Annotated in this window: 23 protein-coding genes and 1 pseudogene; 13 read left to right on the top strand and 11 right to left on the bottom strand. The window is 67.0% G+C overall.

Annotated features, from left to right (window positions below):
- Positions 1-11: 11 nt before the first annotated feature.
- The 7 genes and pseudogenes from HQN78_RS00785 to HQN78_RS00815 form a co-directional block, all read left to right on the top strand.
- A pseudogene (locus HQN78_RS00785) lies at positions 12-5,570 on the top strand (amino acid adenylation domain-containing protein); the annotation flags it as partial.
- A gap of 106 nt (positions 5,571-5,676) precedes the next feature.
- Positions 5,677-6,849 (top strand): acyl-CoA dehydrogenase family protein, encoded by a 1,173-nt coding sequence (locus HQN78_RS00790; protein WP_107798537.1) that lies wholly within the window; start codon positions 5,677-5,679, stop codon positions 6,847-6,849.
- The gene (locus HQN78_RS00795) at positions 6,846-7,271 is read left to right on the top strand and encodes a phosphotransferase (RefSeq protein WP_235087336.1); all 426 of its coding nucleotides are present in this window, start codon (positions 6,846-6,848) and stop codon (positions 7,269-7,271) included. The genes HQN78_RS00790 and HQN78_RS00795 overlap by 4 nt, the downstream gene beginning before the upstream one ends.
- Positions 7,268-7,810 (top strand): phosphotransferase, encoded by a 543-nt coding sequence (locus HQN78_RS00800; protein WP_235089930.1) that lies wholly within the window; start codon positions 7,268-7,270, stop codon positions 7,808-7,810. Before HQN78_RS00795 ends, HQN78_RS00800 begins: the two co-directional genes overlap by 4 nt.
- A 47-nt stretch (positions 7,811-7,857) precedes the next feature.
- On the top strand, positions 7,858-8,763 hold the full coding sequence (locus tag HQN78_RS00805; protein ID WP_235087339.1) for an NAD(P)/FAD-dependent oxidoreductase: 906 nt from the start codon (positions 7,858-7,860) through the stop codon (positions 8,761-8,763).
- Positions 8,764-8,812: 49 nt separating this feature from the next.
- On the top strand, positions 8,813-9,727 hold the full coding sequence (locus HQN78_RS00810; protein WP_235087341.1) for an alpha/beta hydrolase: 915 nt from the start codon (positions 8,813-8,815) through the stop codon (positions 9,725-9,727).
- Entirely contained in the window at positions 9,724-10,464 is a 741-nt protein-coding gene (locus HQN78_RS00815) for a thioesterase II family protein (RefSeq protein ID WP_227104386.1), read from the top strand. Before HQN78_RS00810 ends, HQN78_RS00815 begins: the two co-directional genes overlap by 4 nt.
- Positions 10,465-10,483: 19 nt before the next feature.
- On the opposite strand, the gene HQN78_RS00820 is transcribed toward HQN78_RS00815, so the two are convergent.
- The 5 genes from HQN78_RS00820 to minC form a co-directional block, all read right to left on the bottom strand.
- On the bottom strand, positions 10,484-10,849 hold the full coding sequence (locus tag HQN78_RS00820; protein WP_227104384.1) for a VOC family protein: 366 nt from the start codon (positions 10,847-10,849) through the stop codon (positions 10,484-10,486).
- 86 nt (positions 10,850-10,935) lie between these two features.
- A complete protein-coding gene (locus HQN78_RS00825) occupies positions 10,936-11,874 on the bottom strand; it encodes a LysR substrate-binding domain-containing protein (protein ID WP_107798540.1) in 939 nt (312 codons plus the stop codon).
- A gap of 3 nt (positions 11,875-11,877) precedes the next feature.
- Positions 11,878-12,135 (bottom strand): cell division topological specificity factor MinE, encoded by a 258-nt coding sequence (gene minE, locus HQN78_RS00830; RefSeq protein WP_019104116.1) that lies wholly within the window; start codon positions 12,133-12,135, stop codon positions 11,878-11,880.
- 3 nt (positions 12,136-12,138) lie between these two features.
- Positions 12,139-12,951 (bottom strand): septum site-determining protein MinD, encoded by an 813-nt coding sequence (minD, locus tag HQN78_RS00835; RefSeq protein ID WP_048409059.1) that lies wholly within the window; start codon positions 12,949-12,951, stop codon positions 12,139-12,141.
- Positions 12,952-12,977: 26 nt separating this feature from the next.
- Positions 12,978-13,694, bottom strand: a complete 717-nt coding sequence (minC, locus tag HQN78_RS00840) for a septum site-determining protein MinC (RefSeq protein ID WP_107798541.1) — start codon at positions 13,692-13,694, stop codon at positions 12,978-12,980.
- Positions 13,695-13,726: 32 nt separating this feature from the next.
- Here minC and HQN78_RS00845 point away from each other — a divergent pair, with 32 nt between their 5' ends.
- A complete protein-coding gene (locus HQN78_RS00845) occupies positions 13,727-14,068 on the top strand; it encodes a hypothetical protein (protein ID WP_227104382.1) in 342 nt (113 codons plus the stop codon).
- Positions 14,069-14,076: 8 nt separating this feature from the next.
- Positions 14,077-14,643 (top strand): phasin family protein, encoded by a 567-nt coding sequence (locus HQN78_RS00850; RefSeq protein ID WP_107798542.1) that lies wholly within the window; start codon positions 14,077-14,079, stop codon positions 14,641-14,643.
- A gap of 44 nt (positions 14,644-14,687) precedes the next feature.
- On the opposite strand, the gene HQN78_RS00855 is transcribed toward HQN78_RS00850, so the two are convergent.
- Both HQN78_RS00855 and ppa read right to left on the bottom strand, forming a co-directional pair.
- Positions 14,688-15,416, bottom strand: a complete 729-nt coding sequence (locus HQN78_RS00855; protein ID WP_107798543.1) for a hypothetical protein — start codon at positions 15,414-15,416, stop codon at positions 14,688-14,690.
- Positions 15,417-15,888: 472 nt separating this feature from the next.
- A complete protein-coding gene (gene ppa / locus HQN78_RS00860; RefSeq protein WP_107798544.1) occupies positions 15,889-16,416 on the bottom strand; it encodes an inorganic diphosphatase in 528 nt (175 codons plus the stop codon).
- A gap of 130 nt (positions 16,417-16,546) precedes the next feature.
- Here ppa and coq7 point away from each other — a divergent pair, with 130 nt between their 5' ends.
- Positions 16,547-17,167: a 2-polyprenyl-3-methyl-6-methoxy-1,4-benzoquinone monooxygenase gene (gene coq7, locus HQN78_RS00865; RefSeq protein ID WP_235087344.1), complete on the top strand. Its 621-nt coding sequence runs from the start codon at positions 16,547-16,549 to the stop codon at positions 17,165-17,167.
- A gap of 125 nt (positions 17,168-17,292) precedes the next feature.
- Here coq7 and HQN78_RS00870 read toward each other — a convergent pair whose 3' ends face one another.
- The 4 genes from HQN78_RS00870 to HQN78_RS00885 form a co-directional block, all read right to left on the bottom strand.
- A complete protein-coding gene (locus tag HQN78_RS00870) occupies positions 17,293-18,327 on the bottom strand; it encodes a DUF475 domain-containing protein (protein WP_235087346.1) in 1,035 nt (344 codons plus the stop codon).
- Positions 18,328-18,435: 108 nt separating this feature from the next.
- Positions 18,436-19,482, bottom strand: coding sequence for a DUF1615 domain-containing protein (locus tag HQN78_RS00875; RefSeq protein ID WP_235087348.1), 1,047 nt, complete (start codon positions 19,480-19,482; stop codon positions 18,436-18,438).
- A 314-nt stretch (positions 19,483-19,796) separates the two neighbouring features.
- On the bottom strand, positions 19,797-20,447 hold the full coding sequence (locus tag HQN78_RS00880) for a transporter substrate-binding domain-containing protein (RefSeq protein ID WP_235087351.1): 651 nt from the start codon (positions 20,445-20,447) through the stop codon (positions 19,797-19,799).
- A 139-nt stretch (positions 20,448-20,586) separates the two neighbouring features.
- Positions 20,587-21,294 carry a peptidoglycan DD-metalloendopeptidase family protein gene (locus HQN78_RS00885; protein WP_235087353.1) on the bottom strand — a complete coding sequence of 236 codons (708 nt, stop codon included), beginning with the start codon at positions 21,292-21,294 and terminating at the stop codon, positions 20,587-20,589.
- Between the two features lie 119 nt (positions 21,295-21,413).
- Here HQN78_RS00885 and HQN78_RS00890 point away from each other — a divergent pair, with 119 nt between their 5' ends.
- The 3 genes from HQN78_RS00890 (at position 21,414) to tdh (ending at position 24,609) form a co-directional block, all read left to right on the top strand.
- Complete coding sequence (locus HQN78_RS00890; protein WP_235087355.1) at positions 21,414-22,136, top strand: ABC transporter substrate-binding protein; 723 nt, start codon at positions 21,414-21,416, stop codon at positions 22,134-22,136.
- 198 nt (positions 22,137-22,334) lie between these two features.
- The gene (locus HQN78_RS00895; RefSeq protein WP_235087358.1) at positions 22,335-23,534 is read left to right on the top strand and encodes a glycine C-acetyltransferase; all 1,200 of its coding nucleotides are present in this window, start codon (positions 22,335-22,337) and stop codon (positions 23,532-23,534) included.
- 49 nt (positions 23,535-23,583) lie between these two features.
- Positions 23,584-24,609, top strand: coding sequence for an L-threonine 3-dehydrogenase (gene tdh / locus HQN78_RS00900; protein WP_107798552.1), 1,026 nt, complete (start codon positions 23,584-23,586; stop codon positions 24,607-24,609).
- Positions 24,610-24,722 lie beyond the last annotated feature (113 nt).

Here is a 24,722-nt window from a genome sequence, read left to right on the forward strand (position 1 = left end):
AAGTCGAGACCATGCTGCCGTTGACGCCGACGCAGCAGGGCCTGCTGTTTCATACGCTGAAAGCGCCGGAGTCCGGCGTCTATTACGAACAGGTCGCTTGCGCCTTCCAGGTCGCGCTAGACGCGGCCGATTACCGGCGCGCGCTGGAAGCGGTGATCGCGCGCCACGGCGTGCTGCGCACCGGCTTTCTGTGGGACGGGCCGTCCAAGCCGGTTCAGGTGGTCTTCCGCGACGTCGAACTGCCGTGGGTGGAGGAGGACTGGCGGGCTTTCGATCCCGAGGAACAGCGGCGGCGTCTCGCCGCCTACCGGGACGCGGACCGGCGTCCGGGCTTTCACCTGAGCCGCGCGCCGCTGATGCGCTGCGCCTTGTTCCGCACCGGCGAAGAACGCTATGAGTTCGTGTGGAGCTATCACCATCTGCTGCTGGACGGCTGGTCGGTGCAGATCGTGCTGGGCGAAGCGCTCGCCTGCTACGACGCCTACCGGCGCGGGGCCGATCCGGCCTTGCCGCCGCCCCAGCCCTACAGCGCTTTTCTGCGCTGGCTGGACCAGCAGGACGGCGCGGCGGCCGAAGCCTTCTGGCGCGAGCGGCTGGGCGATGTGCGCGCGGCCACGCCCTTGCCGCTGGCCGAGGAGGCGGGCCCGGAACGCGCGTCCGGCCACGGTCTGCTGGAACGCGAGCTGGACCCGCGGATGAGCGAGGGCCTGCAGCGGCTGGCGCGCGCCTGCGAGCTGACGCAGAGCACGGTGATCCAGGCCGCCTGGGCCTTGCTGCTGGCGCGAGCGAGCGGCCGCGACGACGTGGTGTTCGGCACCACCGTGTCCGGCCGGCCGGCCGAGCTGCGCGGGGTCGAGCAGATGGTGGGGCTCTTCGTCAACGCGCTGCCGACGCGCGCGACCGTCGACGCCGCGCAGACGCTGGGCGACTGGCTCAGACAGCTGCACCGCCGGCATGTGGACGCCGAAGCCTACGCCTATACGCCGCTGCACGCGATTCCGGGCTGGAGCGGCGTGGCCCCGGGCGCGCCCTTGTTCGAGAGCCTGGTGGTGTTCGAGAACTATCCGGCGCGCGCGGACGCGACGCGCTATCGGGAACGGCTGGGCGTCGGAGACATCGAGGTGGTGGAACAGACCAACTATCCGCTGACCGTGGTCGCGATTCCCGGCGAGCGTCTGCGCTTGCGCCTGCATTACGATCGCCAGCGCGTGTCGGAGGCGTCGGCGGAGCGGATCGTCGCGATGCTGGCGCGGCTGCTGGAGCAGTTTGAACGCGGCGGCGCCGCGCTGCGCATCGGCGCGGCGTCGCTGCTGGGCGCGGAGGCGGGCGGCGCGCTGGTCGCGGGCTGGAACGCGGCGGCCCGGCGCGCGGACGAGACGGCGCGCCAGTGCCTGCATCGCCGTTTTGAGGCGCAGGCGCGCGCGCGTCCCGACGCCGTCGCGCTGCAATGCGAGGACGAGGCGCTGACTTACGCCGAACTGGATCGCCGCGCCAACCGGCTGGCCTGGCGGCTGGACGCCGCCGGCGTGCGCGGCGACACGCCGGTTGCGCTGGCGTTCGGGCGCGGCGTGGACAGCATCGTCGCGATACTGGCGGTGTTGAAGGCGGGCGCCTTCTATGTGCCGCTCGATCTCGACCATCCGCCGGAACGTCTCGCCTGGATACTGGAGGATATCGGCGCCGGCGCGCTGATTTGCGGCGAGGAGGCGCGCGAGCGCTTCGGGGACTTCGGCGGGGTTCTGATCGGGATGGGGGATGCGGCGGAGTCCGGCGAGCGCGAAGACGCGCCGCCGCCGCGCGACACTTCGCCCGCCGACCTGTGCTATGTGATCTACACCTCGGGCTCGACCGGACAGCCCAAGGGCGTGTGCGTGGAGCACCGCAATGTGGACCATCTGTTCGCGGCGACGCGCCGGAGCTACGGCATCGGACCGTCGGACGTGTGGACCCTGTTCCATTCCTACGCCTTCGACTTCTCGGTATGGGAAATCTGGGGCGCCCTGCTGCACGGCGGGCGGCTGGAAATCGTGCCTTACCGCTGCTCGCGCACGCCGGAGGAATTTCTCGCGCTGCTGGAGCGCGAGGGCGTCACGATGCTGAGCCAGACTCCCAGCGCCTTCAAGCAGCTGCTGCGCGCGCTGGGCGACGCGCGGCGGCCCTTGCCGGCCGGCTTGCGCCATGTGTTCTTCGGCGGCGAGGCGCTGATTCCCAGCCAGTTCGCCGCCTGCCTGGGCGAGGAGAGCGGCGTCGCGCTGGTCAATCTCTACGGCATCACAGAAACCACGGTGCACGTGACCGAGCGCGTGCTGGGCGCGGGCGACGCGCGCTCCTCGCGCAGCCCGGTGGGCCGGCCCTTGCCCGGCTACCGTATCTACCTGCTCGACGCCGCCGGACATCCGGTGCCGCCGGGCGTGCCGGGCGAAATCTACGTGGGCGGGGAGGGCGTGGCGCGCGGTTATCACAAGCGTCCCGAGCTCGACCGCGAACGCTTCATCGCCGACCCCTTCCTGCCCGGCGAGCGGCTTTACCGCAGCGGGGACCTCGGGCGCTGGGACGCGGACGGCGAGCTGGACTATCTGGGCCGCATCGACGAGCAGGTCAAGATCCGCGGCTTCCGCATCGAGCTGGGCGAGGTGGAGGCGGCGCTGGCCCGGCACCCGGACGTCGCCGCCGCGGCGGTGATGGTGGACGAGGCGAGCATAGACGGCCACGCGCAGCTGGCGGGTTTCGCGGCGCCGCGCGAGGGCGCGTCGCTCTCTCCCGCCGCGCTGCGGGACTGGCTGGCGCAGCGCCTGCCGCCGCACGCGATTCCGGCGCGCCTGATCGAGGTGGACGCGATCCCGCTGACCCCTAACGGCAAGCTCGATCGCCGCCGGCTGGCCGACGCGCTGGCGGCGGACGGCGACGCCGCGCGTCCGCACGTCGCGCCGCGCGATGCGGTGGAACAGGCGCTGGTCGGGGTGTTCGAATCCGTGCTCAAGCGCTCGCCGGTCGGCGTCACCGACAACTTCTTCGAGCTGGGCGGGGACTCCATCCTGAGCATCCAGATCCTGTCGGCCGCGCACAAGGTCGGCATCGACTTCACGCTGGACGAGCTGATGCGCTCGCTGACCATAGCAAGCCTGGCGCCGCGGGTCCGGCGCACGGATTCGCCGCCGCCGGCCGCGAGCGCGCCGCCGCCGCCTCCGCCGCTGGACGCCGCCTACGAGGACGCGTATCCGCTCAGCGCGATGCAGATGGCGATGCTGGCCAACGAGATGCGGCACGGCCAGGACTCCGCCTATCACAACGTCAACGATCAGCGGCTGGCCCTGCCCTTCGACGCGGCCGCGCTCGAGGCGGCGTTGCGCGGCGCCTTCGAACGCCATCCGGCGCTGCGCACCGCCTTCGATCTGGCCGCCGACGAGGAGCCGTTGCAGTACGTGCACCGCCAAGTGCCCTTGCCGCTGGCGGTCAGCGACTGGCGAGGCCTGGACGCGGCGCGGCAGGACGCGCGGATTCTGGATTGGCGCGAGGCCGAGCGGCGCCGGCGCTTCGACGTCGAGCATCCGCCGCTGATCCGCTTCGCCGTGCACCGCCTGAGCGAGGAGGAGATGCATATCGGCGTGACCAAGCACCACGCGATTCTGGACGGCTGGAGTTTCAACCTGCTGCTCTCCGAGCTGATCTCGGACTATTCGGCGCGGCTGGCCGGCCGGCCGCTGGCGCTGACGGCGCCCGCCAGCCGCTACCGCGACTTCGTCGAGCGCGAGCGCGAGGCGGCGCATTCGGACGCGCTGCGCGACTGGTGGCGCGCGCGGCTGCAATCCTTGCCGGCCACGCGGCTGGCGCGGGAGCCGGACGGCGACGCGGCGCCGGCGGAGGTGCCGATTTCGGCCGCTGAGTCCGCCGGCCTGGAAGCGCTCGCCGCGCGCGCGGGCGCCTCGGTGAAGAGCGTGCTGCTGACGGCGCATCTGCTCGCCTTGTCGCGCATCTGCGGCAGGCCGGCGGTGACGAGCGGCGTGGTGTTCAACGGCCGCAGCGAGGGCGCGGACGGCGACCGGGTGCTGGGCCTGTTCCTGAACAGTCTGCCGCTCGGCTTCGACTTCCCGGCCGGCGTCTTCGACGCCGTCGCGCTGGTGCGCGCGGTGCAGGCGGCCGAGCTGGAGGTGTTCAGCCGCCGGCGCTATCCCTTGATCGAACTGCATCGGCAGGTGGGCACGGTGTTCGACGCGCTGTTCAACTTCACGCACTTCCGCGCGCTGGAGGACGCGGTGCGCGACATCGAGGTGTCCGACGGCTACGCGAGCGACACGACCAATGTGCCGCTGGTGGTGCAAAGCAGCTTCGACGGCCGGCAAGGCGTATTGCGGATCACCCTGGTGCCGTCGCGCGGGCATTTCTCGACGGAGACCGTGGTCCGCTTCGTCGCGGAGTACGCGGCGGCCTTGCGCGCGCTGCTCGGGGAAACCACGGCGCGGGACGCGGACGCAGGCGGCGCGAGCAGGGCGGACGGCGGCGAGCGCCGGAGCCTGGCCTCGGCGGCCGCCACGCCGGCGGCGGCCAAGGCGCCCGCCGCCGCGCGGCCCAGCGGCGCGGCGTTGCGACGCGAGCTGAGCGCCTTGTGGACGGCCGTGCTCAAGCGCGAACCGCCGTCGGAGGACAGCGATTTCAGCGCGCTGGGCGGAGATTCTTTGCTGATGCTGCGGATCTGCTCCCGCGCCGGCCGGGCCTTTGGCCTGGACGCGGCGGTGGTGGCCCGTCTGTTGACGGCGCAGACCGTGGCCGAGCAGGCCCGGATCATCGAGACCGAGGGCGCGGACGCGGACGGCGTCCGGGTCGGCGCGCTCGTCGCGCTGTCCGCGCCGGGCGACGCGCCGCCGCTGTTCTTCGCGCCGGGCGCGGGCGGGCATGTGCCGTATCTGCGCGCGCTCGCGGCCGAGCTGTCCAAGGACTTCTCGGTATGGGGCATGGCGCTGCCCGGGTCCGGCGAGGCCGACGCGGCCGGCGTCGAAGCCATCGCGACGGCGCTGATCGCCGACATCCGGCGGGTGCGGCCTTACGGGCCTTATCGCCTGGGCGGCCATTCTTTCGGCGGCTGGGTCGCGCTTGAGATTGCGCGGCAACTGGCCGGCCAGGGCGAGGCGGTGGCTTGGGTCTCCATCGTGGACAGCCTGCCGCCGGGGTCGGCGGCGCGGCCGCACAAGCGGGACTGGCGGGACAGCCGCTGGATGGCGGAGATCGGCAACAGCTTCGCGCGTCTGGCCGACGCCAAGCCGCTATTCGACGCCGATGAATTCGACGCGCTGGACGATGCGCGGAGAGTGGAACGTTTGCGCGAGCGCTTGATAGCGGCGGGCGTGCTGCCGGAGGAGCTTGGCCTGCCCGAGTTCGCGGCGCGCGTGCGCGCCTTCATCGCGCATTCGCTGACGGATTACGCGCCGGCGACGCCTTATGCCGGCGCGCTGCATTTGATTGTGGCCGCGGACAGGGACGGCGAGGCGGACGCGCCCGACGACGACGCGCTCATCGACGGCTGGCGCGCGGCGGCGCCGGCCGCGGCGACGCCGCTGCGCCTGCCCGGCGATCACGTCGGCATCATGCGCCCCCCTTCGTCAGCGGGCTGGCCGGCGCCTTGCGCGCCATGGAGGCCGCCGCGCGGCGGGCCGTTTCAGACATGGAAACCGAGGAAGAACAATGAACACCAGAGTCAAGGCATTCGCCGCCGTCGAGGCGGCGCTGGCGGAACCGGAGGCGGCGCTCGCCAACGGCGATTTCGAAACCGTGGAACAGTTGATGAGCGGCATCCGCGCGGCCAACCGGGCGCACGGCCTGTGGCTGCCGCAGGTGCCGCGAGCCGACGGCGGCCTGGGCCTGAACCTGCTTGAGCTGGTGGAGGTGGGCGAGCTGCTGGGCGCCTCGCCGCTGGGCCATTACGCGGTCAACTACCAGGCGCCCGACGCCGGCAATATCGACGTGCTGCTGGAGTACGCGACTCCCGCGCAGCGCCGGCGCTGGCTGGAGCCGCTATTGCGCGGCGAGCTGCGCAGCTGCTTCGCGGCGACGGAGCCGGAGTCCGCCGGATCGAATCCCTCCTCGCTGAAAACGACGGCGGTATACAGGGACGGCGCCTGGCATCTAAACGGCCGCAAGTGGTTCGCGTCCGGCGCCGACGGCGCGGGCTTCGCCATCGTGCTGGCCGTCACCGACGAGGCCGCGCCGCTGCACGCGCGCACCAGCACCTTCATCGTGCCCACCGACGCGCCCGGCTTCCGCCACGTCCGCAATCTGCGGGTGATGGGGGACGAGGGCTGCGGCTGGGCCAGCCACGGCGAACTGGTGCTGGACGATTGCCGGGTGGGCGAGGACGCGATGCTGGGCAAGCCCGGCGAGGGCTTCGTCGTGCTGCAGGCCAGGCTCGCCACCGGGCGGCTGCACCATTGCGCGCGCTGGATAGGCGTGTGCGAGCGCGCCTTCGCCATCATGTGCCGGCGCGCCTGCCGCCGGGAACTGGCCGCGGGCGAGCTGCTGTCCTCGCGCCAGACGGTGCAGAACTGGATCGCCGAGAGCCGCGCGTCGATAGACGCGGCGCGCCTGCTGGTGACCCAGGCTGCGACGCGGCTGCAAAACCGCCACGAGCGCGCGCAGATCGACATCTCGATCGCGAAGTTCTTCGTGGCCGGCGTGACGCAGACCGTGCTCGATCACGCGCTGCAGGTGCAGGGCGCGTTGGGCGTCAGCGGCGACACGATTCTCAATGTGCTGTGGCGGCACGAACGCGCGGGGCGGATTTACGACGGCCCGGACGAAGTGCACAAGAGCCTGGTGGCGCGCCATGCGCTGGCCGGCTTCCGGCGGGAGCTGGCATGAGCGCGCGGATCGCGGAGCGCGCGATGGCGGCGCTGGGCCGCCCCCGCGTCGGCGCGCGCGCGACGCGGGTGGGCGGCGGCCGGGCCAGCGAGGTGTTCCTGGTGCAGGGCGGCGACAGCGAACTCATCGCCTACTGGCTGCCGGAGGGCGGCGCGCGCGAGGCGAGACGCCGCTACGCGCTGCTGGAGCGGCTGTCCGGCCAGTTCCGGCTGGCGCCCAGGCCGCTGGCGGTGGACGAGGACGGCGACGCCGCGCTGCTGCTGGTTGAAAAGCTGGACGGCGTCGCGCCGGCCGCCTGCGGGGCGCTCGGCCCCGACACCGTGCGCCGGCTCGCGGAAAACTTCATCGAGACGCTGGCGAGCCTGCATGCGCTGGAGGTCGCGCCGGCCGACCGGCCCCCGACTATCTGCGCCGCATCCTGAGCGAATGGCGGCGACGCTGGAACGCGGAGGAGGCGGGCGCGGCGGCCGACGCCGACTTCCGGGCGGTGGCCGACTGGCTGAGCGAGCGGATGCCGCAGACCGCGCCCTCCGCCTGGCTGCACAACGACTACAAGCTGGACAACATCCTCGTCGACCCGGGCGATCCGGCGCGGCTGGTGGGCGTCGTCGATTGGGAGCTGGCCGCGGTCGGCCATCCGCTGGCCGATCTCGGCGCCGCGCTCGCTTACTGGATAGAGGGCCGGGATTCGTCGCTGCTGCGGCTGGACGCGCCCGGGCCGAGCTGCGCGCCGGGCGCGCCGACGCGCGCGGCGCTGGTGGATCTGTACGCCGCCGCGGCCGGACGCGAGGTGACGGAACCCGCCTACTGGTACGCCTACGGCCTGCTGCGGCTGGCGGTGATCACGCAACAACTGGCGCTGCGGCGCCGCGACGAAGGGCAGCGCGTGCCGCGCGCCAAGCTGATCGTGCGCTGGCTGCTGGACCGCGCGGCGGAAGCCTGCGGCGGCGGCCGGCTGTGACGGCCGTCCGCGCGCCCTCCGATTCATCCCGATAAGGACATCCCATCATGAATACCGAAACTTCCACGACTGTATTCGACGTCATCGTGATCGGCGGCAGTCACGCCGGACAATCCGCCGCCTTGCAGATCGCGCGCGCGCGCCGCCGCGTGCTGGTGATCGACGCCGGCGCGCGCCGCAATCGCTTCGCCGCCCAATCCCACGGCGTGATCGGCCTGGACGGACGCTCGCCCGACGCGATCGCCGCGGACGGCAAGGCGCAATTGCTGGCCTATCCCAACGCGCAATGGCGCGCGGACACCGTGGTCCGGGCCGAGAGCGGCGAGGCCGGCTACGCGTTGCGCTGCGCCTCCGGCCAAAGCTACGCGGCGCGCCAGCTGGTGCTGGCCTTCGGCGTGGTGGACGAATTGCCTGAGCTGGAGGGCCTGCGCGAGCGCTGGGGCGAAAGCGTGTTCCACTGCCCTTACTGCCACGGCTACGAACTGAAGCAGGGCCGCATCGGCGTGCTCGGCGGCGGCCCCCTGTCCTATCTGTCGGCGATGCTGATGCCGGAATGGGGCCCGACCGTCTTCCTGAGCGGCGGCGGCTTCGAGCCGGACGCGGCGCAGCGCGAGGCGCTGGCGCAGCGGGGCGTCGACATCGTGCGCGAACGGATCGCGCGCATCGTGGAGCGCGCCACCGTCGAGCTGGCCGATGGCCGCCGGCTGGCCTTTGACGGGCTGTTCATGATGAACCGCTTCCGCCTGTCCAGCCCGGTGGCGGAGCAGCTGGGCTGCGCGATCGAGGAGGGGCCGCTGGGGCCTTATGTGCGGACCGACGACGCGATGGAGACATCGGCGCCGGGCGTATTCGCCTGCGGCGACATCACGCAGCGGGGCGGCACCGTGGCGCTGGCCATCGGCAACGGCGCGCTGGCGGGCATCGCCGCGCATCGCAAACTGGTGTTCGGATAAGCCGCGCGCGACGGCAGACTTCTTTCTCTTCATGACTGGAAAGCGATTCATGAGTTGGCAAAACCTATGTTTCTCCTGGCTGTTGCGCAGAACGGCCAAATCCCTGACCCGCAAGCCCGGCCTGACCGCCCAGGAAATGCGCGAGCGCAGCGCGAAATGGGCGCGCGGCGAAATCAAGCCGCCGCGCGGCTGGCGGGTGCGCAAGCTGGACGCGGAGGCGCTGCGCGGCGAGTGGATAGAGCCTGAGACCGCCGCGCGGCGCGAGGCGAGCGGGCGGGTGATCCTGTATTTGCACGGCGGCGGCTATTGCTTCTGCTCGCCGCTGACGCACCGGGGCGTGGCCGCCGCGCTGGCGCGGGAGGCGGACGCGCGCGCGTTTTCGCTGGCTTACCGGCTGGCGCCGGAACATCCGTTCCCGGCCGCCGTCGACGACGCGCTGGCGGCGTATCGGGGGCTGTTGGACGAGGGCGTGGCGCCTGAGCGCATCGTGGTCGCCGGCGATTCCTCCGGCGGCGGGCTGGCGCTGGCGCTGCTGCTGTCGCTGCGCGACGCGGGCGCGCCGATGCCGGCCGGCGCGGTCTTGTTCTCGCCGTGGACGGATCTGGCGGCGACCGGGGCCTCGCTGGAAGCGAACGACGCGTCCGACGTGATGCTGAGCGCGGTGGCGGTGAGGAATTTCTCGCGCTACTACCTTGGCGACGCCGCCGCCGATCATCCCATCGCTTCGCCGCTCTACGGCGAGTACGCGGGCCTGCCGGACCTGTTCATCCAGGCCAGCGACAGCGAGGTGCTGCTGGACGACGCCGCGCGCGTGGCCAGCAAGGCGAGCGCGGCCGGCGTCGGCGTGGATTTCAAAGTGTGGCGGCGGCTGCCGCACGCCTGGGCCACCCTGACGCCCATGCTGCCGGAAGCGAGGGCGGCGATCAAAGAAGCCGGCGGCTTCATCCGCAAGGTGGCGCCGTGAACCGCGGCTGGGTGGACGCCGCGCCGGCCGGCCAAGCCGCGGCCTTGCGCCTGTTCTGCTTCCCTTACGCCGGCGGCAGCGCGGCGGTGTACCGCGGCTGGGCGGAGCGCTTGCCGGCCGCGGTCGATGTGCTGCCCATGCATCCGCCGGGGCGGGGGCGGCGCTTTCACGATCCGCTGCGCTACCGGCTGGATCAGCAGGCCGAGGAGGCGACGGACGCGATCGCGCCGCTGCTGGACCGGCCTTACATCTTGTTCGGGCACAGCATGGGGGCGAGCCTGGCTTTTGAGGTGGCCCAGCGGGCGCGGGCGCGCGGCCTGCCGGCGCCCTGCTGCCTGATCGTGTCCGGGCGCGCCGCGCCGCATCTGCCGCCGAGAGAGCGGCCGATACACGGCTTGCCGGACGATGAGTTTCTGGACGAGGTGATGCGCATGAACGGCACGCCGGCGGAAGTGCTGGCCCATCCGGAACTGGTCCAGGTCATCCTGCCGGTGCTGCACGCCGATTTCGAGGCGATAGAGACTTACCGTCCCGCGCCGCGTCCCCCTTTGAGCTGCCGCATCGTCGCCCTGGGCGGCAGCGAAGAAGAGGGCGGCGTCGAGGCGGCCGCTTCCTGGCAGGGCTATGCCACCGGCGGTTTTCGCAGCGAGATCCTGCCCGGCGATCACTTCTTCCTGAACGGGAGGCCGGAAAGCCTGTTCGCGATACTGAAGGAGGAGCTTGGCCGCGCTGTGTGAGGGCCCGGCCCGCGGCGGCTTACAGGTTCTGGCCGACGCGCCACAGCACGCCGGAGGGATCGTGCAGGCAGAAGTCGCGCATGCCCCAGGGCTGGTCCACGAGCGGGCCTATCTTGGCCGGATAGCGCTCGGTGACGCCCTGGGCCAGCCATTGGCGGTGCCAGGCGTCGACATCGTCGACCAGCAAGTGCAAGACCAGGTTTTCCGCCAATTGCGGATGATAGAAGTCCTGCAGCAGGAAGCTGCACTGGCCATGGACGAAATAGCTGACGCCGTGGCTGTCCGACTTTTGCTCGAAGCCCAGATCGGCGTAAAAGCGCTGCGACAGCGCGTAGTCGCGGGCGGGCACGAAGGCTTTGATTTCAATGCTGCGCAATTGAGACACGGGGAAACTCCTTGCGGTGGTGGGGCGGAAAAAAACCGCTGCGGCAGGGCGCGCAGCGGTTGTCTCGTTTGGGGGCGGGAGCCGGCTTATTGTGCCGGCGCTTCGCCTTCCAGCATGGCGACGCCTTCCAGCCCGGAGCGGAAGACCGCCTGTTGCAGGGTGTCTATCGCCTTCTTGCGGAAGAACTGCTTGCGCGTCACCAACAGCACGCGGCGCTGCGGCGCCGGCGTCTTGAACGGCACCACCGACAATAAGGATTCGTCGGTGGGGCCTATCGAGGTGGACGGCATCACGGTGACGCCCATGCCGCTGGCCACCATGTGGCGGATGGTGTTGAGCGAGCTGCCCTGCAGATTGGCGGCCAGTGTGCCGCCGTGGCTCTGCCGGCTGGCCAGATCGCTGCAGGCCTGCAGCACCTGATCGCGGAAGCAATTGCCCTGGGTCAGCAGCAGGACGCTTTCGTCGGCCAGCTGATTGGCGGCGATGGCGCCCAGCTTTTCCCAGGGATGGCCCTTGGGCGTGGCGACGACGAAGGGCTCGTCGTACAGCGGGCTCGCCACGGTACCGGCCTCGTCGAAGGGGTCGGCCACGATGATGGCGTCCACTTCGCCGCGCTTGAGCATTTCCGAAAGCCGGGAGGTGTAGTTCTCCTCCAGGATCAAGGGCATGTCCGGCGCCAGGATGCGCAAGGCCGGGATCAGCCGCGGCAGCAGATAGGGGCTGATGGTGAAAATCACCCCCAGCTTCAGCGGGCCCACCAATTCGTTCTGATGTTCGCCGGCCAGGCGTTTGACGGTTTCGGCCTCCTCCAGCACGCGTTGCGATTGCTCGATGATGCGTTCGCCGATCTCGGTGACGCTGACTTCCTGGCCGCCGCGCTCAAACAGCGTGACGCCCAGTTCGTCCTCCAGCTTCTTGATGGCGATGGACAGCGTCGGCTGGCTGACGAAGCAGCTTTGCGCGGCGCGGCCGAAGTGGCGCTCCCGCGCCACCGCGACGATATAGCGAAGTTCGGTCAGCGTCATGGCTCAGCGCTGGTGCTCCGGCAGCACGATATTGACTTCCAGCACTTCGAAGTCGTCCTGGCGCTCCACTTGCACCTTGATGTCGTCCAGATTGACCGCGACGTATTTGGAGATCACTTCCATCAATTCGCGCTGCAGCGCCGGCAGATAGTCGGGCGCGCTGCGGCCGTTGCGTTCGTGGGCCAGGATGATTTGCAGGCGTTCTCTGGCAATGGCCGCGGTTTTCTGGCGCTTGCCAAAGATCATTTCGATCAGGGACATGACTTAACCTCCAAAGAGGCGCTTCAGAATGCCCACTTTGGGGGCATCGAGGAAACGCATCGGGCGCTCTTCGCCCAGGAAACGGGCCACCACGTCGGAATAGGCGTCGGCGACGTCCGAGCCTTTCAGGTGGATGGCCGGGGTGCCGGAGTTGGAGGCTTGCAGAACGGTCTGCGACTCCGGAATCACGCCCAGCAGCGGCACGCGCAGAATCTCCTTCACATCGTCCACCGACAGCATTTCGCCCTTGTCGACGCGGCCGGCGGAGTAGCGGGTGATCAGCAGGTGTTCCTTGACCGGCTCGCGGCTTTCTTCCGCGCGCTTGGACTTGGAGGACAGAATGCCCAGGATGCGGTCGGAATCGCGCACCGAGGAGACTTCCGGATTGGTGACGATCAGCGCTTCGTCGGCGAAGTACAGCGCCATCAGCGCGCCTTTTTCAATGCCGGCCGGCGAGTCGCAGACAATGTATTCGAAGCCGGCTTCGGCCAGGTCGTTCAACACCTTCTCCACGCCGTCCAGCGTCAAGGCGTCTTTGTCGCGGGTTTGCGAGGCGGGGATGATGTAGAGGTTGTCGCAGTTCTTGTCCTTGATCAGCGCTTGGTTCAGGCTGGCTTCGCCGTTGACGACATTGATCAGGTCATAGACCACGCGGCGTTCGCAACCCATGATCAGGTCCAGGTTGCGCAAACCGACGTCGAAGTCGATGACGACGGTTTTGTGACCGCGCAACGCCAGGCCGGAGGAGAAGCTGGCACTGGTAGTGGTTTTACCGACGCCACCCTTGCCGGACGTCACAACGATGATTTTTGCCACAGTCGATCCCTTTGAATAATGGCTTGTTACTCGCCGAGCGCGGTCATGACCAGGCGCTCGTTCTCGAGATAGATTTGAGTTGGCTTGCCCAGAATGCTGTCGGGCAAGGCTTGTTCGATAGTTCGATAGACTCCGGCGATGGACACCAGTTCGGCCTCCATGCTGCGGGCGAAAATGCGGGCGCCGGCGTTGCCGCGCGCGCCGGCGAGAGCGCGGCCGCGCAAGGGCGCGTAGATATGGATATTGCCGTCGGCGATCACTTCCGCGCCGGCGCTGACCATGGCCAGCACGATCAGATCGCAGCCCTTGGCGTAGATTTGCTGGCCGGCGCGCACAGGACGGTCGACGATCATGGCGCCGGTGGCCGGAGCCGGTTCCGGCGCGGCGGGCTTGTCGGCGGGTTCCGGCGCGCTTTGCGCCGAGCGCGCCGGCGTGGCGCTGCTGGTGTAGGCCAGGCCGAACTGGCTGGCGACGCCGGCCAGCGCGGTGCTGGGGTGGCGCAGGGCCACCGCGCGGATGCCGCGGCGGCTGAGCATGGGCAGCAGGCGGCCGTAATCCAGCTCGGCCGGGGCGGGCAAGGCTTCCACGTCGAGGACGAAGGCTTCCGCCGGCGCGTCGTGGCCGGTGCCGAAACGCGCGTCCAGCGCCTGGCTCAGTTCGTCCAGGTCGTCGGTGCGCAGCAAGAGCGCCAGCAGATCCAGGCTGGCGGATTTTATGTCGAATGCGTTGGCCGCAGGGCTCATTGTACTTGGCTTCATGTAGATAGATTTATTCTATGGGGCGAGTGTACTGGGTTGCTGACAGGCTTTCAATGGCGTTGCTCGGCTTGGGGCCAAAAGGCCGAAATCGGCCGAGGCGGCGGGCTTGGACGCAGGCAAGTGTTGCAATTGAGGGAATTGTCGCGCGGAGAAGAAAGGAAGCGCGTTTCCGTAATGTCTTTGGAATGTTTGTGTTGCAAAAATTCATGAAAAATAGCGGTTTAGCCGCTTGTGCATTGCAACATTTTCTTGACTCGAGAGAGCCGACCCGCCAGAATGGCAATTGTTGCGATGCAACATCAAGGGCGCAGGTTAAGTTCGCTGTCGTTGCTGAGCTGTCAATTTTGGATATTTTTTAGGAGTCGTCATGTTTACCACTACTCAAGAATTCTCCGCTCTCGGCCAGTCGCAGTTCGACAAGGCCGTGCGTTTCTCCTCCATCGTGCTGGCCGGCGCCGAGCGTCTGGCCGCGCTGCAACTGGACCTGTCGCGCAAGCTGTTGGCCGACAACGCCCAGGCGATCAAGGCGCTGAGCGAAGCCAAGGATCCCAAGGCCTTCGCCGAAGTGCAGAGCAGCCTGGCTCAGCCGTCCATCGATCAGGCTTTCTCCGTGGCGCGCAATGTCTACGACGCCGCGCTGACCACCCAGAATGAACTGGCTGCTTTTGTTGAAGAGCAGATCGCCGAAGGCAATCAGACCCTGCTGAGCAATCTGGACCGTCTGTCCAAGAACGCGCCGGCCGGCTCCGACGCCGCGGTGTCCGCTCTGAAAAGCCTGGTGAACACCTCCAACGCCGCTTTCGAAAGCGTGTCCAAGACCGCCAAGAAAGTCAGCGCGGAAATCGCCGAAGCCAGCGTGGAAGCCGCCACCAACTCCGCCAAGGCCGCCAGCGCCGCCGTCGCCCGCGGCAAGAAGGCGACCAGCGCCGCCTGATTCCGGCCTTGTCGTGAAAAAAAGCCCGCGTTCTCGCGGGCTTTTTAGTTTTTGGGGCTCAGCGGAGCTTGGGCGGCGAAGTCGTCCCATAATTGCCGCCAGGCCTGCTGGCAGCCGTCCGCCTGCACGATCAGCCCGGCCAGGCTGGCGGCGTAGTGTTCTTGCTCCCGCGGCGGTTCGGCGAAGTCCCGCCGCGCCGTCGGATTGTCCTCGGGCAGCTTGCGTTCCCGCAGATAGCGTTGCGACAGGCGCACCAGTTGTTCCCACAGCCGCCATTGCCCGCGCAGCCCGGTTTCCCAGTCCGGCGCGGTTTGCGTGGCCGGGCTGGGCGGCGTCTGCCGTCTCAGCATGAACAGCAGCGCTTCCCAGACCTGGCGGGTGTAGCGCGCGCTGCCCGTCGGGCCGCAGCGCAGCCAGGCGGCCGGCAGCGGCGCCAGCGCGTCCAGCAAGGCCAAGGCGTCGGCGGTCGGCGCGCGGTCGGCGCCCAGCAACAGCATGAAGCCGAAGTCCGAGCCCAGCGCCTGCCAGGCGCCGTCCAGCTCCAGCAACTGGACCTCGTGCTTGCGGCAGAGCCGCAGGCGGGGAGGCAGCGGAGCTTGATGCAGGGGGTCGATATTGATCCAGCAGCCGGAAGACAGGTAAAAGCCTTGCCAATCGCCAGGCAGCCAGGACGGCGGACCGCTCGCGCCGGCGGACGCGGGCAAACCCCGGCTGGCCAGGCGCTGCTGGAGCCAGTGGAGTTGCGGTGCTGAGCCTTGGGCGATATAGGTCACTATGGTTCCGGTTGGGCTGCCCGACGCCATGGCGACGACAGGCGGCGGGGCATGGGGCCATGTTCGGGGCATTGCGGTCCTGGACGCGGGCGGGCACCCGGAAGCGGTTCACGATCCGCCGCGCGCCGGCGTACGGTCTTTGAGAACCCCTTCGAAGCGCCTATCTGCCGTATGCGCATTCCGCTTTTCAGCCGCAAGGCCTTGTTTTACTTTAGCCCGCGGGGCCGTCGCAGGTTCTAATGGAACGATACCTGCAATGCGGCGACGGGTAAAAGAATTATTTATGGTATTTAGTAACAATCACTTGCTTTTCTAACTGCGGGCGGCCGCGGTGTCCAAGCCTCAGCGATTGTAGCAAATAATGATGGCATATTGCGTTGCAATATCAGCGTTGGCGAATGTGCGGAGGCAAACGCCGGGCATGAAAAAACCGGCGACGCGCGCCGGTTGTCTTGGGATAAGCGCCGAGCGCTTATTTTTCGAAGTTGGCGATGCCGTCGACCAGTTCGGTCTTGGCGTCGTCCAGCGTGCCCCAGCCTTGCACTTTGACCCACTTGCCTTTTTCCAGGTCTTTGTAGTGTTCGAAGAAGTGCACCATCTGGTTGCGCAGCAGTTCCGGCAGGTCTTCCAGTTTCTGGATGGACTTGTACATCGGGCACAGTTTTTCCACCGGCACGGCCACCAGCTTGGCGTCAACGCCGGACTCGTCTTCCATCTTGATCAGACCCAGCGCGCGACAGCGCACCACCACGCCCGGAGGCAGCGGGAAGGGGGTCACCACCAGCACGTCAACCGGATCGCCGTCGCCGGCGAGGGTTTGCGGCACGAAACCGTAGTTGGCCGGATACATCATGGAGGTGCCCATGAAGCGGTCAACCACCAGCGCGTTCCAGTCTTTGTCGAATTCGTACTTGATCGGGGCGGCGTTGGCGGAGATTTCGATGACGACGTTGAAGTCGCCCGGCATGTCTTTGCCCGGGCCGATGCTAGCGAGATCCATCAGGGAATCCTTGTTGAGCGTGTTGAACACAATGTTTCGATAAACCGCGCAATTATAGCAGTAGCTGCCGCGTCGCGTATCGGGCGGGTATAATCGCCGGCGATTGAGTGAGCGCGAGAAAGAGCGATTGATGCTGGACAAATGGATCGTCGAGTTCGACAAGGGGCTGCGCACCCTGTTTGCTTCCGCGCAAAGCCTGCGGCCGCATCCTGACGCGGCGCTGGGCGAGGCGGAGCTGGCTGCGGAGGAGAAGCGGCACGCTTTGGGCCTGATGCGGGTGAACCATTGCGGCGAGGTGTGCGCCCAGGCTTTATACCAGGGGCAGGCGCTGACGGCGCGCACGCCGCAGGCGCGCGAAGCCTTGTGCCAAGCGGCGCAGGAGGAGGTGGAGCATCTGGCCTGGACCGAGCGGCGCATTCGCGAGCTGGGCGGCCGGCCCAGCGTGTTCAACCCGCTGTGGTACACCGGTTCGCTGGCGATAGGCGTGGCCGCCGGGGTGTTGGGCGATAAGTGGAATCTGGGCTTTCTGGAGGAAACCGAGCAACAGGTGGGCGCGCATCTGGACAGCCATCTGAAGCTGTTGCCGGAGGCGGACGCCAAGAGCCGCGCCATCGTCGAGCAGATGCGCGACGACGAATTGAAGCATGCGGACATGGCCCACGATCTGGGCGCGGCCCCATTGCCGGCTCCGGTCAAGGGGGCGATGAAGCTGTCCGCCAAGCTGATGACGGGAGCCAGTTATCGGCTTTGACGGATAAGAGCGGCTAACAAAAGTCGGTTTCACGGCTGAAGCAAGGCGCGCCGGCGCAAGGCCGTCGCCGCTCTATAACGAACAGGCCTGGATTCCAGGCCTGTTTGCATGGCGGAGCGGGCGTTTCAGTCGCGCCGGCGCTTGCGCCCCGGCAGGCTGGTGACGATGCCCAGACCGATGATGGCGACGCTGATCAGGCCGGTGAGCACTTCGCCCAGCTCTACGTGGAGCGCGGCGGCGAACATGATGGCGACCAGGGCGCCGATGGCCCAGAACGCGGACGTCTCCAGGTATTTGAACTGGCCGATGATGTTGCGCTCCACCAGCAGAATGGTCATGGAGCGCACGAACATCGCGCCTATGCCGAGCCCGGCGGCGATCAGCCAGAAATTATTGGTGATGGCGAAGGCGGCGATCACGCCGTCCATGGAGAAGCTGGCGTCCAGCGTTTCCAGATAGACGAAGCCGATCAGGCCGTTTTTGGCCGCGGCGGTCTGAATGTCCATGCCGCCGAACAGCTGCTTGAACACATGCAGCGCCATGAACACCACATAGCCCCAGAAACAGCTGCTGAGAAACTCCATCTTCTGCCCGGCGGGAATGGCGGCGGCCACCAGCGCGATCAACAGGATGGCGATCATCGACTGCGCGTTTTCAACCGAGCCCAATCGGGCCAGCAGCGGCTCGACGGCCGGCAGCCAGTGTTCGTCCTTTTCCTTTTTGACGAAGTATTCCACCACCACCATCAGCAGGAAGGTGGCGCCGAAGCCCATGATCATCAGATGCGAGTCGTGCATGATCTGCTGGTAGCGCAGCGGTTCGCGGGTGGCGATGGAGAAGGCCTCGAGCAAGGGCGTGTCGCCGGCGACGGCGACGATGAGCAGCGGAAATAGGATGCGCATGCCGAACACGGCGACGGCGATGCCCACCGTCATGAAGAGTTTGCGCCACAAGGAGCTCATCGCCTGCAGCACGCTGGCGTTGACGACCGCGTTGTCGAAGGAAACGCTGGTTTCCAGAATCGCCAGCACCAGGGCGGTGACCAGGAAAGAGCTGGCCATGGTGGGGCCGCCCAGCTGGAAGCCGTACCAGCCGGCGGCGGCCAGCACGACGACGCTGAACAGCAGCGAGCCGGTGAAGTAGGAGAGCGTGGTGCGCATGAATGAATTCGCCTTGTTGTGCCGGACGAGCCAGGCTCGCCCGGCGCCGGCGTCGGGAGCGGCGCCGGCGGGTGATGACGTGGGATTATAATCGCGGCGGTTTTGAGGTCAACGCGCGCGGGCCAGGCAGCTCTGATAGCGGCCGTCCACGCGCTTGGCGAACCACTCTGTGGTCAGCTTGCGGGTGATCTTGGGGCTTTTCAGATCGATCTGCGGCAGTTGTTCGCGCGCCGCGGGCTTGCCGAAGCGCTGGTCCGCCAGCGCGTAGGTTTTGCGGTAGAGCTCGCTTTGGCCGAAGGCGGCGCTTTTTTCCAGTTTCAGGTCGCGCAGAATCTCGCCCTGGCCCATGCCCAGTTTGCCGCCCTGGCTGATGACCGCGCTCTGGGTGGTGCTGGGGTAGACCTTGCCGTCCTTGTAGCTGAGCAGGTCGCCGTCCAGCGTCAGGTCCTTGCCGCTGAGTTTCTCCATCACGGCTTGGAAGGCCGCGTTGCGGCTGCTGTAGCGGCCGGCGTTGAAGTCGGCGAAGCGGTACAGCATCTGGCTGTAAGGCGCAGGGTATTGCAGCAGGATGGCCGCGCCGAAGTAGACGCCGCCGCGGCGGGTGAACACTTCCTGGCGCACGCTGCCGCTGCGCGGATAGGGATAGGGCCAGACTCGGACGTGGCCTTCGGCGAACTCGACGCTGACCTGCATCGGCCCGCCGGTGCGGATCGGGTTCTTCATGCTCATCGGCAGGCCCAGCTTGCTGGCCTCGCGCGCCATGTCTTCGAACAGATCGTTCATTTCCCTTTCGGTGCGCAGGCTGTCGATGCGCGCCTTATAGCTTTTGCCGTTGGGCGATGTCTTCATCAGCGCGGCTTTGACCACCGGCAGCGGGATCAGATAGCCGTGGGCCCGCTCGGCGATCTTGTCCCAGACGATGGTGGGCAGATTGGGCACGGTGGGATCGGCCTGCCAGCTGGACTCCTGTTCGATCACCGCCGCCAGCGCGCAGAAATTCTCCGCGGTGTAGGGGATCTTCAGGTGGGTGAAGGCCGAGAGCATGTCGTTGCTCCAGCCCTGGCGGTCTCGGATCTTGGCCGGCAGCAGGCGGTTGAGCAACAGGCGGCCGGCCTGCGGATCGTTGTAGGCGGGCCTGAGCGGCGGCGCGCTCACCGGCGGAGGCGAGGGCGGCGTTTCGACCGCCGGCGCAGGGGCCTCCGGCTCGGGGGGACGGGCGCGACGACGACGGGAGCGGCGACCGGGGCCGGCGGACTGACGTTGGCGCAGGCGCTCAGCAGCGCGGGCAAAAGGGCAAACAGCAAACGGGACGGTTTCACGGTACGCGGGACGGTGCGGAATCAAACCGTGAAGGTTAGGCTATCTTGCTGTCATCGGCAATCGCGCTCAGAGGTTCTGGTAACGATTCACGATTTGCTTGTAGGCGCCGCTTTTTTGTATCGCGCGCAAGCCCAGGTTGAACTCGTCCTTTAGGGGGGCGCTGCGGAAGGCCATCCGGTACACGGTGGGGCGAACAGCCGGTGAATGTCCACCGGCGCGGTTTTTTCCTTGAACTGGGTGGCGAGCTTGTGGTTCATCCAGGCGAAGATGTTGCGGTCGGCCACCACCACGTCCACGGAGCCGCGGTACAGCAGCCGGTTTTGATCCACCTGATTGGCGGTTTCCGCGTAGTTGGGATTGCTTCGGGCCATGTCCTTGAAGGCTTCGCCCAGGTATTGCCTGGCCAGGGAAAAGGCCAGCACCCGATAGGCGCCCAACTCCTTGGCTTGGTGCAGCTGGATGCGGCGGCTGCTGAGGGTGATGGCCACATCCTCGTAGCTGATGTAGACGTCGGAATACTCGGCTTGCAATCCGGCTTGCTCGCCCACGGTGGCCACCGCGTCGATGTCCTTGTTCTTCAGCGCCATCGGCAGCCGGGGTTGGGAAAAGAAAACCGGTTCTATCCGGTAGCCGCGCTCTTGCAAGGCGGCGCGCACGATCTCCACTTCAAGCCCGCTCTTGCCGCCCTCCATCACATAGGGCTCCAGCGATTCGCCAAAGGCCACCTTGACGATCTTGGCGGCGTGGGCGTTGGCGGCAAGGGCCAGCAGCAAGCTGCCAAGTAACAGTAATCTCCCCATCGGCTTGCCTTCTCGACTTCCTCGCTTCGGGCCCGCGCAGTGGAAACCGTGCTGTCCGGGCGATAGGTTGCGCATCAGATAAGGAATGTATTTTGCGCGTACGCCGCCGGCGCTGACAAGCGCTCCGCCGCCGTGCGGCTCAGTCCGTCAGATAGGGCAGGGGATCGACCGCCGAAGAGCGGACGCGCAGTTCAAAGTGCAGCTTGACCCGGGTGGTGCCGGAACTGCCCATGGTGGCGATGGTGTCGCCGGCCTTGACCGCTTGCCCTTCCTTGACCAGCAAGGACTGATTGTGAGCATAGACGGTGAGGTGGGCATTGTCATGCTGGATGATCAATAGATTGCCGTAACTGCGGATGCCTTTGCCGGAGTAGGTGACCTTGCCGCCGGCCGCCGCGCGGATGGGGGCGCCCGCCTCGCCGGCGATGTCGATGCCCTTGCTGCCCTGGCCGTTGAACTTGGCGATGACGGGGCCCTTGGCCGGCCAGATCAGCTTGATATTGGCCGTCGGCCGAGGCGCGGGCTTGCTGGGCTCGGAGGCGGAAGGCTTGGCCGCGGGCCGGCTGGGCTGCGGACGGCCGGGCTTGGCGGAGGCTTGCGCGGAGCCGCCGGGGGGCGATACGCGCAGCAATTGCCCTGCATTGATGCTGCCCGGGTCTTTCAGCCCGTTCCAGCGCACCAGGTTCGCCACGCTGACCCGGTGGTTCTGGGCAATGCGAAACAGGGTGTCTCCCGGTTTGACGCGGTAAAAGCCGGCGGACTCCACCGCGGCGGGTTGCGAGGTGCTGGCGCAGGCGGCAAGCAGCAGGGACAGGGAGCTGGAAATAAGGCGGACGCGCAAGGACATGGCGCCGATTTTAGCATCGCAGCCCGCGGCTGCGCGGTTTCTGTGCGCAAACGCCGGCGGCTGGACTAAAAATCATGTTAAGGACTGTGACGGGCATGGGCATCGGGCGGAGGTGCGGGATGAAACTGGGGTGGGCGATAAGCGGCTTGTGGTGCATGGCGGCGTTGGCGGCGGAGCCGTCGACGCTCTCCGTCTACAGCGTGGAGTATCCGCCGCTGGTGTTGAAAGGAGAGGGCGGCAAATTGAGCGGCATCGCCGCAGAGGCGGTGGCCCAGGCGCTGCAACTGACTGGTTTGGGCGTGCGCATGCCGGAGATCCCCTGGAAGCGGGCCCAAATGCAGGTGCAGCAAGACGCGGACAGCTGCCTGATGCCTTTTACCCGCTCCCCGGAGAGAGAGAAAATGTATCGCTGGGTGGGGCTGGTGATGGAAAGCAAGCAATCCCTGTTCATCAATACGCATCATCCCGTGGTCTTGAACTCGCTGGACGACGCCAAGGGCAAGCGCGTCGTGGTGCTGCTGGGCTCCTCGTTGGCGGAGTATCTGAAAAAAAACAATATAGGGTATTCGGTCAGACCTACGCCGGAGGAGGCCGAGCGCGAACTGGCGGCGGGCGTGGCGGACATCTGGGCGGTGCATGACGTGGTGGCCAACTACACCATCAAACAGGTGGGCACGCCGACGGACAGCATCCGCGAGGCCTTGCAGGTGCAAACCACCAGTATTTATCTGGCCTGCAGTCCGAAAATGTCGGATGCGACCGCGCTGAGGCTGAGCAGGGCGTTTCAGCAATTGCGCGAAAGCGGGAAGCTGGAAAAAATCATCGCCAAATATTTGAAGTGACGATAGTTGTCGTGCGGTATTTTATGGTGACAGTGTTGGTTCGTATTAATTTTTCAAGGTTACAGTATCTTGGAAAAACGCATTGAACTGTCACTGATGGCTGTGAAATGGCTGGGCTAGAATGGTGCCAGTTTTTGAGTCGCCGCGGATCCGGCGGCGCAATGGTGATTCTTTTGTCATCCCTGGACAAGGACAGTCATGAACCGAACCTACTTAGCCCACCTAGAAGCCACGCTGGCGCAGATTCGCGCCGACGGTTTTGAAAAGCCCGAGCGCGTGATCGCCACGCCGCAGCGCGCGGACATCGCCTTGAGCAACGGCAGCAATGTGCTGAATTTCTGCGCCAACAACTACCTGGGCCTGGCCGACGACCCGCGCCTGATCGAGGCGGCGAAGAAGGGCATGGACGACTTCGGCTACGGCTGCGCCTCGGTCCGCTTCATCTGCGGCACCCAGCAAGTGCACAAGGACCTGGAGCAAGCGATTTCCGGCTTTCTGGGCACCGACGACACCATTCTGTATTCCAGCTGCTTCGACGCCAACGGCGGCGTGTTCGAAACCCTGCTGGGCGAAGAAGACGCGGTGATTTCCGATGAGCTCAATCACGCGTCCATCATCGACGGCGTGCGCCTGTCCAAGGCCAAGCGCTTCCGTTACAAGAACAACGACATGGCCGATCTGGAGGCGCAGCTGGTCGCCGCCGAGCAGGCCGGCGCGCGCTTCAAGCTGATCGTCACCGACGGCGTGTTCTCCATGGACGGCATCATCGCCGATCTGAAAACCCTGTGCGAAGTGGCCGAACGCCACGGCGCGCTGGTGATGGTGGACGATTCCCACGCCGTCGGCTTCATCGGCGACAGCGGCGCCGGCACGCCGGAGCTGTGCGGCGTGGCCGATCGCATCGACATCTACACCGGCACCCTGGGCAAGGCCCTGGGCGGCGCGTCCGGCGGCTATGTGTCCGGCCGCAAAGCCGTCATCGATCTGCTGCGTCAGCGTTCGCGTCCGTATCTGTTCTCCAACACCCTGGCCCCGGCCATCGCCGCCGCCAGCCTGGAAGTGCTGAACATCCTCAAGGGCGGGGAAGGCGCGGAGCTGCGCGCCAAGGTGCGCCACAACGCCGAAGTGTTCCGCCAGGAAATGAGCGCGGCCGGCTTCACCCTGGTGCCGGGCCAGCATCCCATCGTGCCGGTGATGCTGGGCGATGCGCGGCTGGCGGGCGAGATGGCGGCCAAGCTGTTGGAAGAGGGCGTGTACGTGATCGGCTTCTCCTTCCCGGTGGTGCCCAAGGGCAAGGCGCGTATCCGCACCCAGATGTCGGCGCGCCACAGCGAAGAACAGGTTAGGCTGGCGGTGGCGGCTTTCATCAAAGTGGGCCGCGAGCTCGGCGTGATCTGAGGCGTAGCGCCGCGCGCCCAAGAGGGCGCCGCGGCGGATAGGAACAGCAATGAAAGCATTATCCAAACTGAAGGCCGAGCGCGGCCTGTGGATGACCGATGTGGCCAAGCCGGAAATCGGCCACAACGATCTATTGATCCGTATTCGCAAGACCGCGATCTGCGGAACGGACATTCATATCTGGAACTGGGACGATTGGGCGCAAAAAACCATCCCGGTGCCGATGCACGTCGGCCATGAATACGTCGGCGTGATCGAGGACATCGGCTCGGAAGTGCAGGGCTTCAGCATTGGCCAGCGCGTGTCGGGCGAAGGACACATCACCTGTGGCCATTGCCGCAACTGTCGCGCCGGCCGCCGCCACCTGTGCCGCAACACCTTCGGCGTGGGCGTCAATCGCGAGGGCGCGTTCGCCGAGTATCTGGTGATTCCGGCCTTCAACGCCTTCCCGATTCCGGACGACATTTCCGACGATCTGGCGTCCATCTTCGACCCCTTCGGCAATGCGGTGCACACCGCGCTCAGCTTCAACCTGGTGGGCGAGGACGTGTTGATCACCGGCGCGGGTCCGATCGGCATCATGGCGGTGGCGATTGCGCGCCATGTCGGCGCGCGCCACGTGGTGATCACCGACGTCAACGAATACCGCTTGGAACTGGCGCGCAAAATGGGCGCGACCCGCGCGGTGAACGTGGCCAAGCAGGACCTCAAGCAAGTGATGGCCGAATTGCACATGAGCGAGGGCTTCGACGTCGGCCTGGAAATGTCCGGCAACCCGCAGGCCTTCCGTCAGATGCTGGACACCATGAACCACGGCGGCAAAGTGGCCTTGCTGGGGATTCCCCCGGCCGACACCGCCATCGACTGGAACCACGTCATCTTCAAGGGCCTGGAAATCAAGGGCATCTACGGTCGCGAAATGTTTGAGACCTGGTACAAGATGGTGGCCCTGATCCAGTCCGGTCTGGACATCACCCCCATCATCACCCACCACTTCCCGGTGGCGGAGTTCCAGCAGGGCTTTGACGCCATGTTGTCCGGCCAGAGCGGCAAGGTGATTCTGGACTGGAGTTGACGGCCGGAAAGGATTGGACGCATCAACCCTCTTCGCCGGCGAAGAGGGTTTTTCACATGGGGGGTGCGGCTTGAGCCTGCTTTGAGATTGTTTGAGTCTTGGGGGCCGGCCGG

Source organism: Chromobacterium sp. Beijing (assembly GCF_021496765.1).
Lineage (GTDB): Bacteria > Pseudomonadota > Gammaproteobacteria > Burkholderiales > Chromobacteriaceae > Chromobacterium.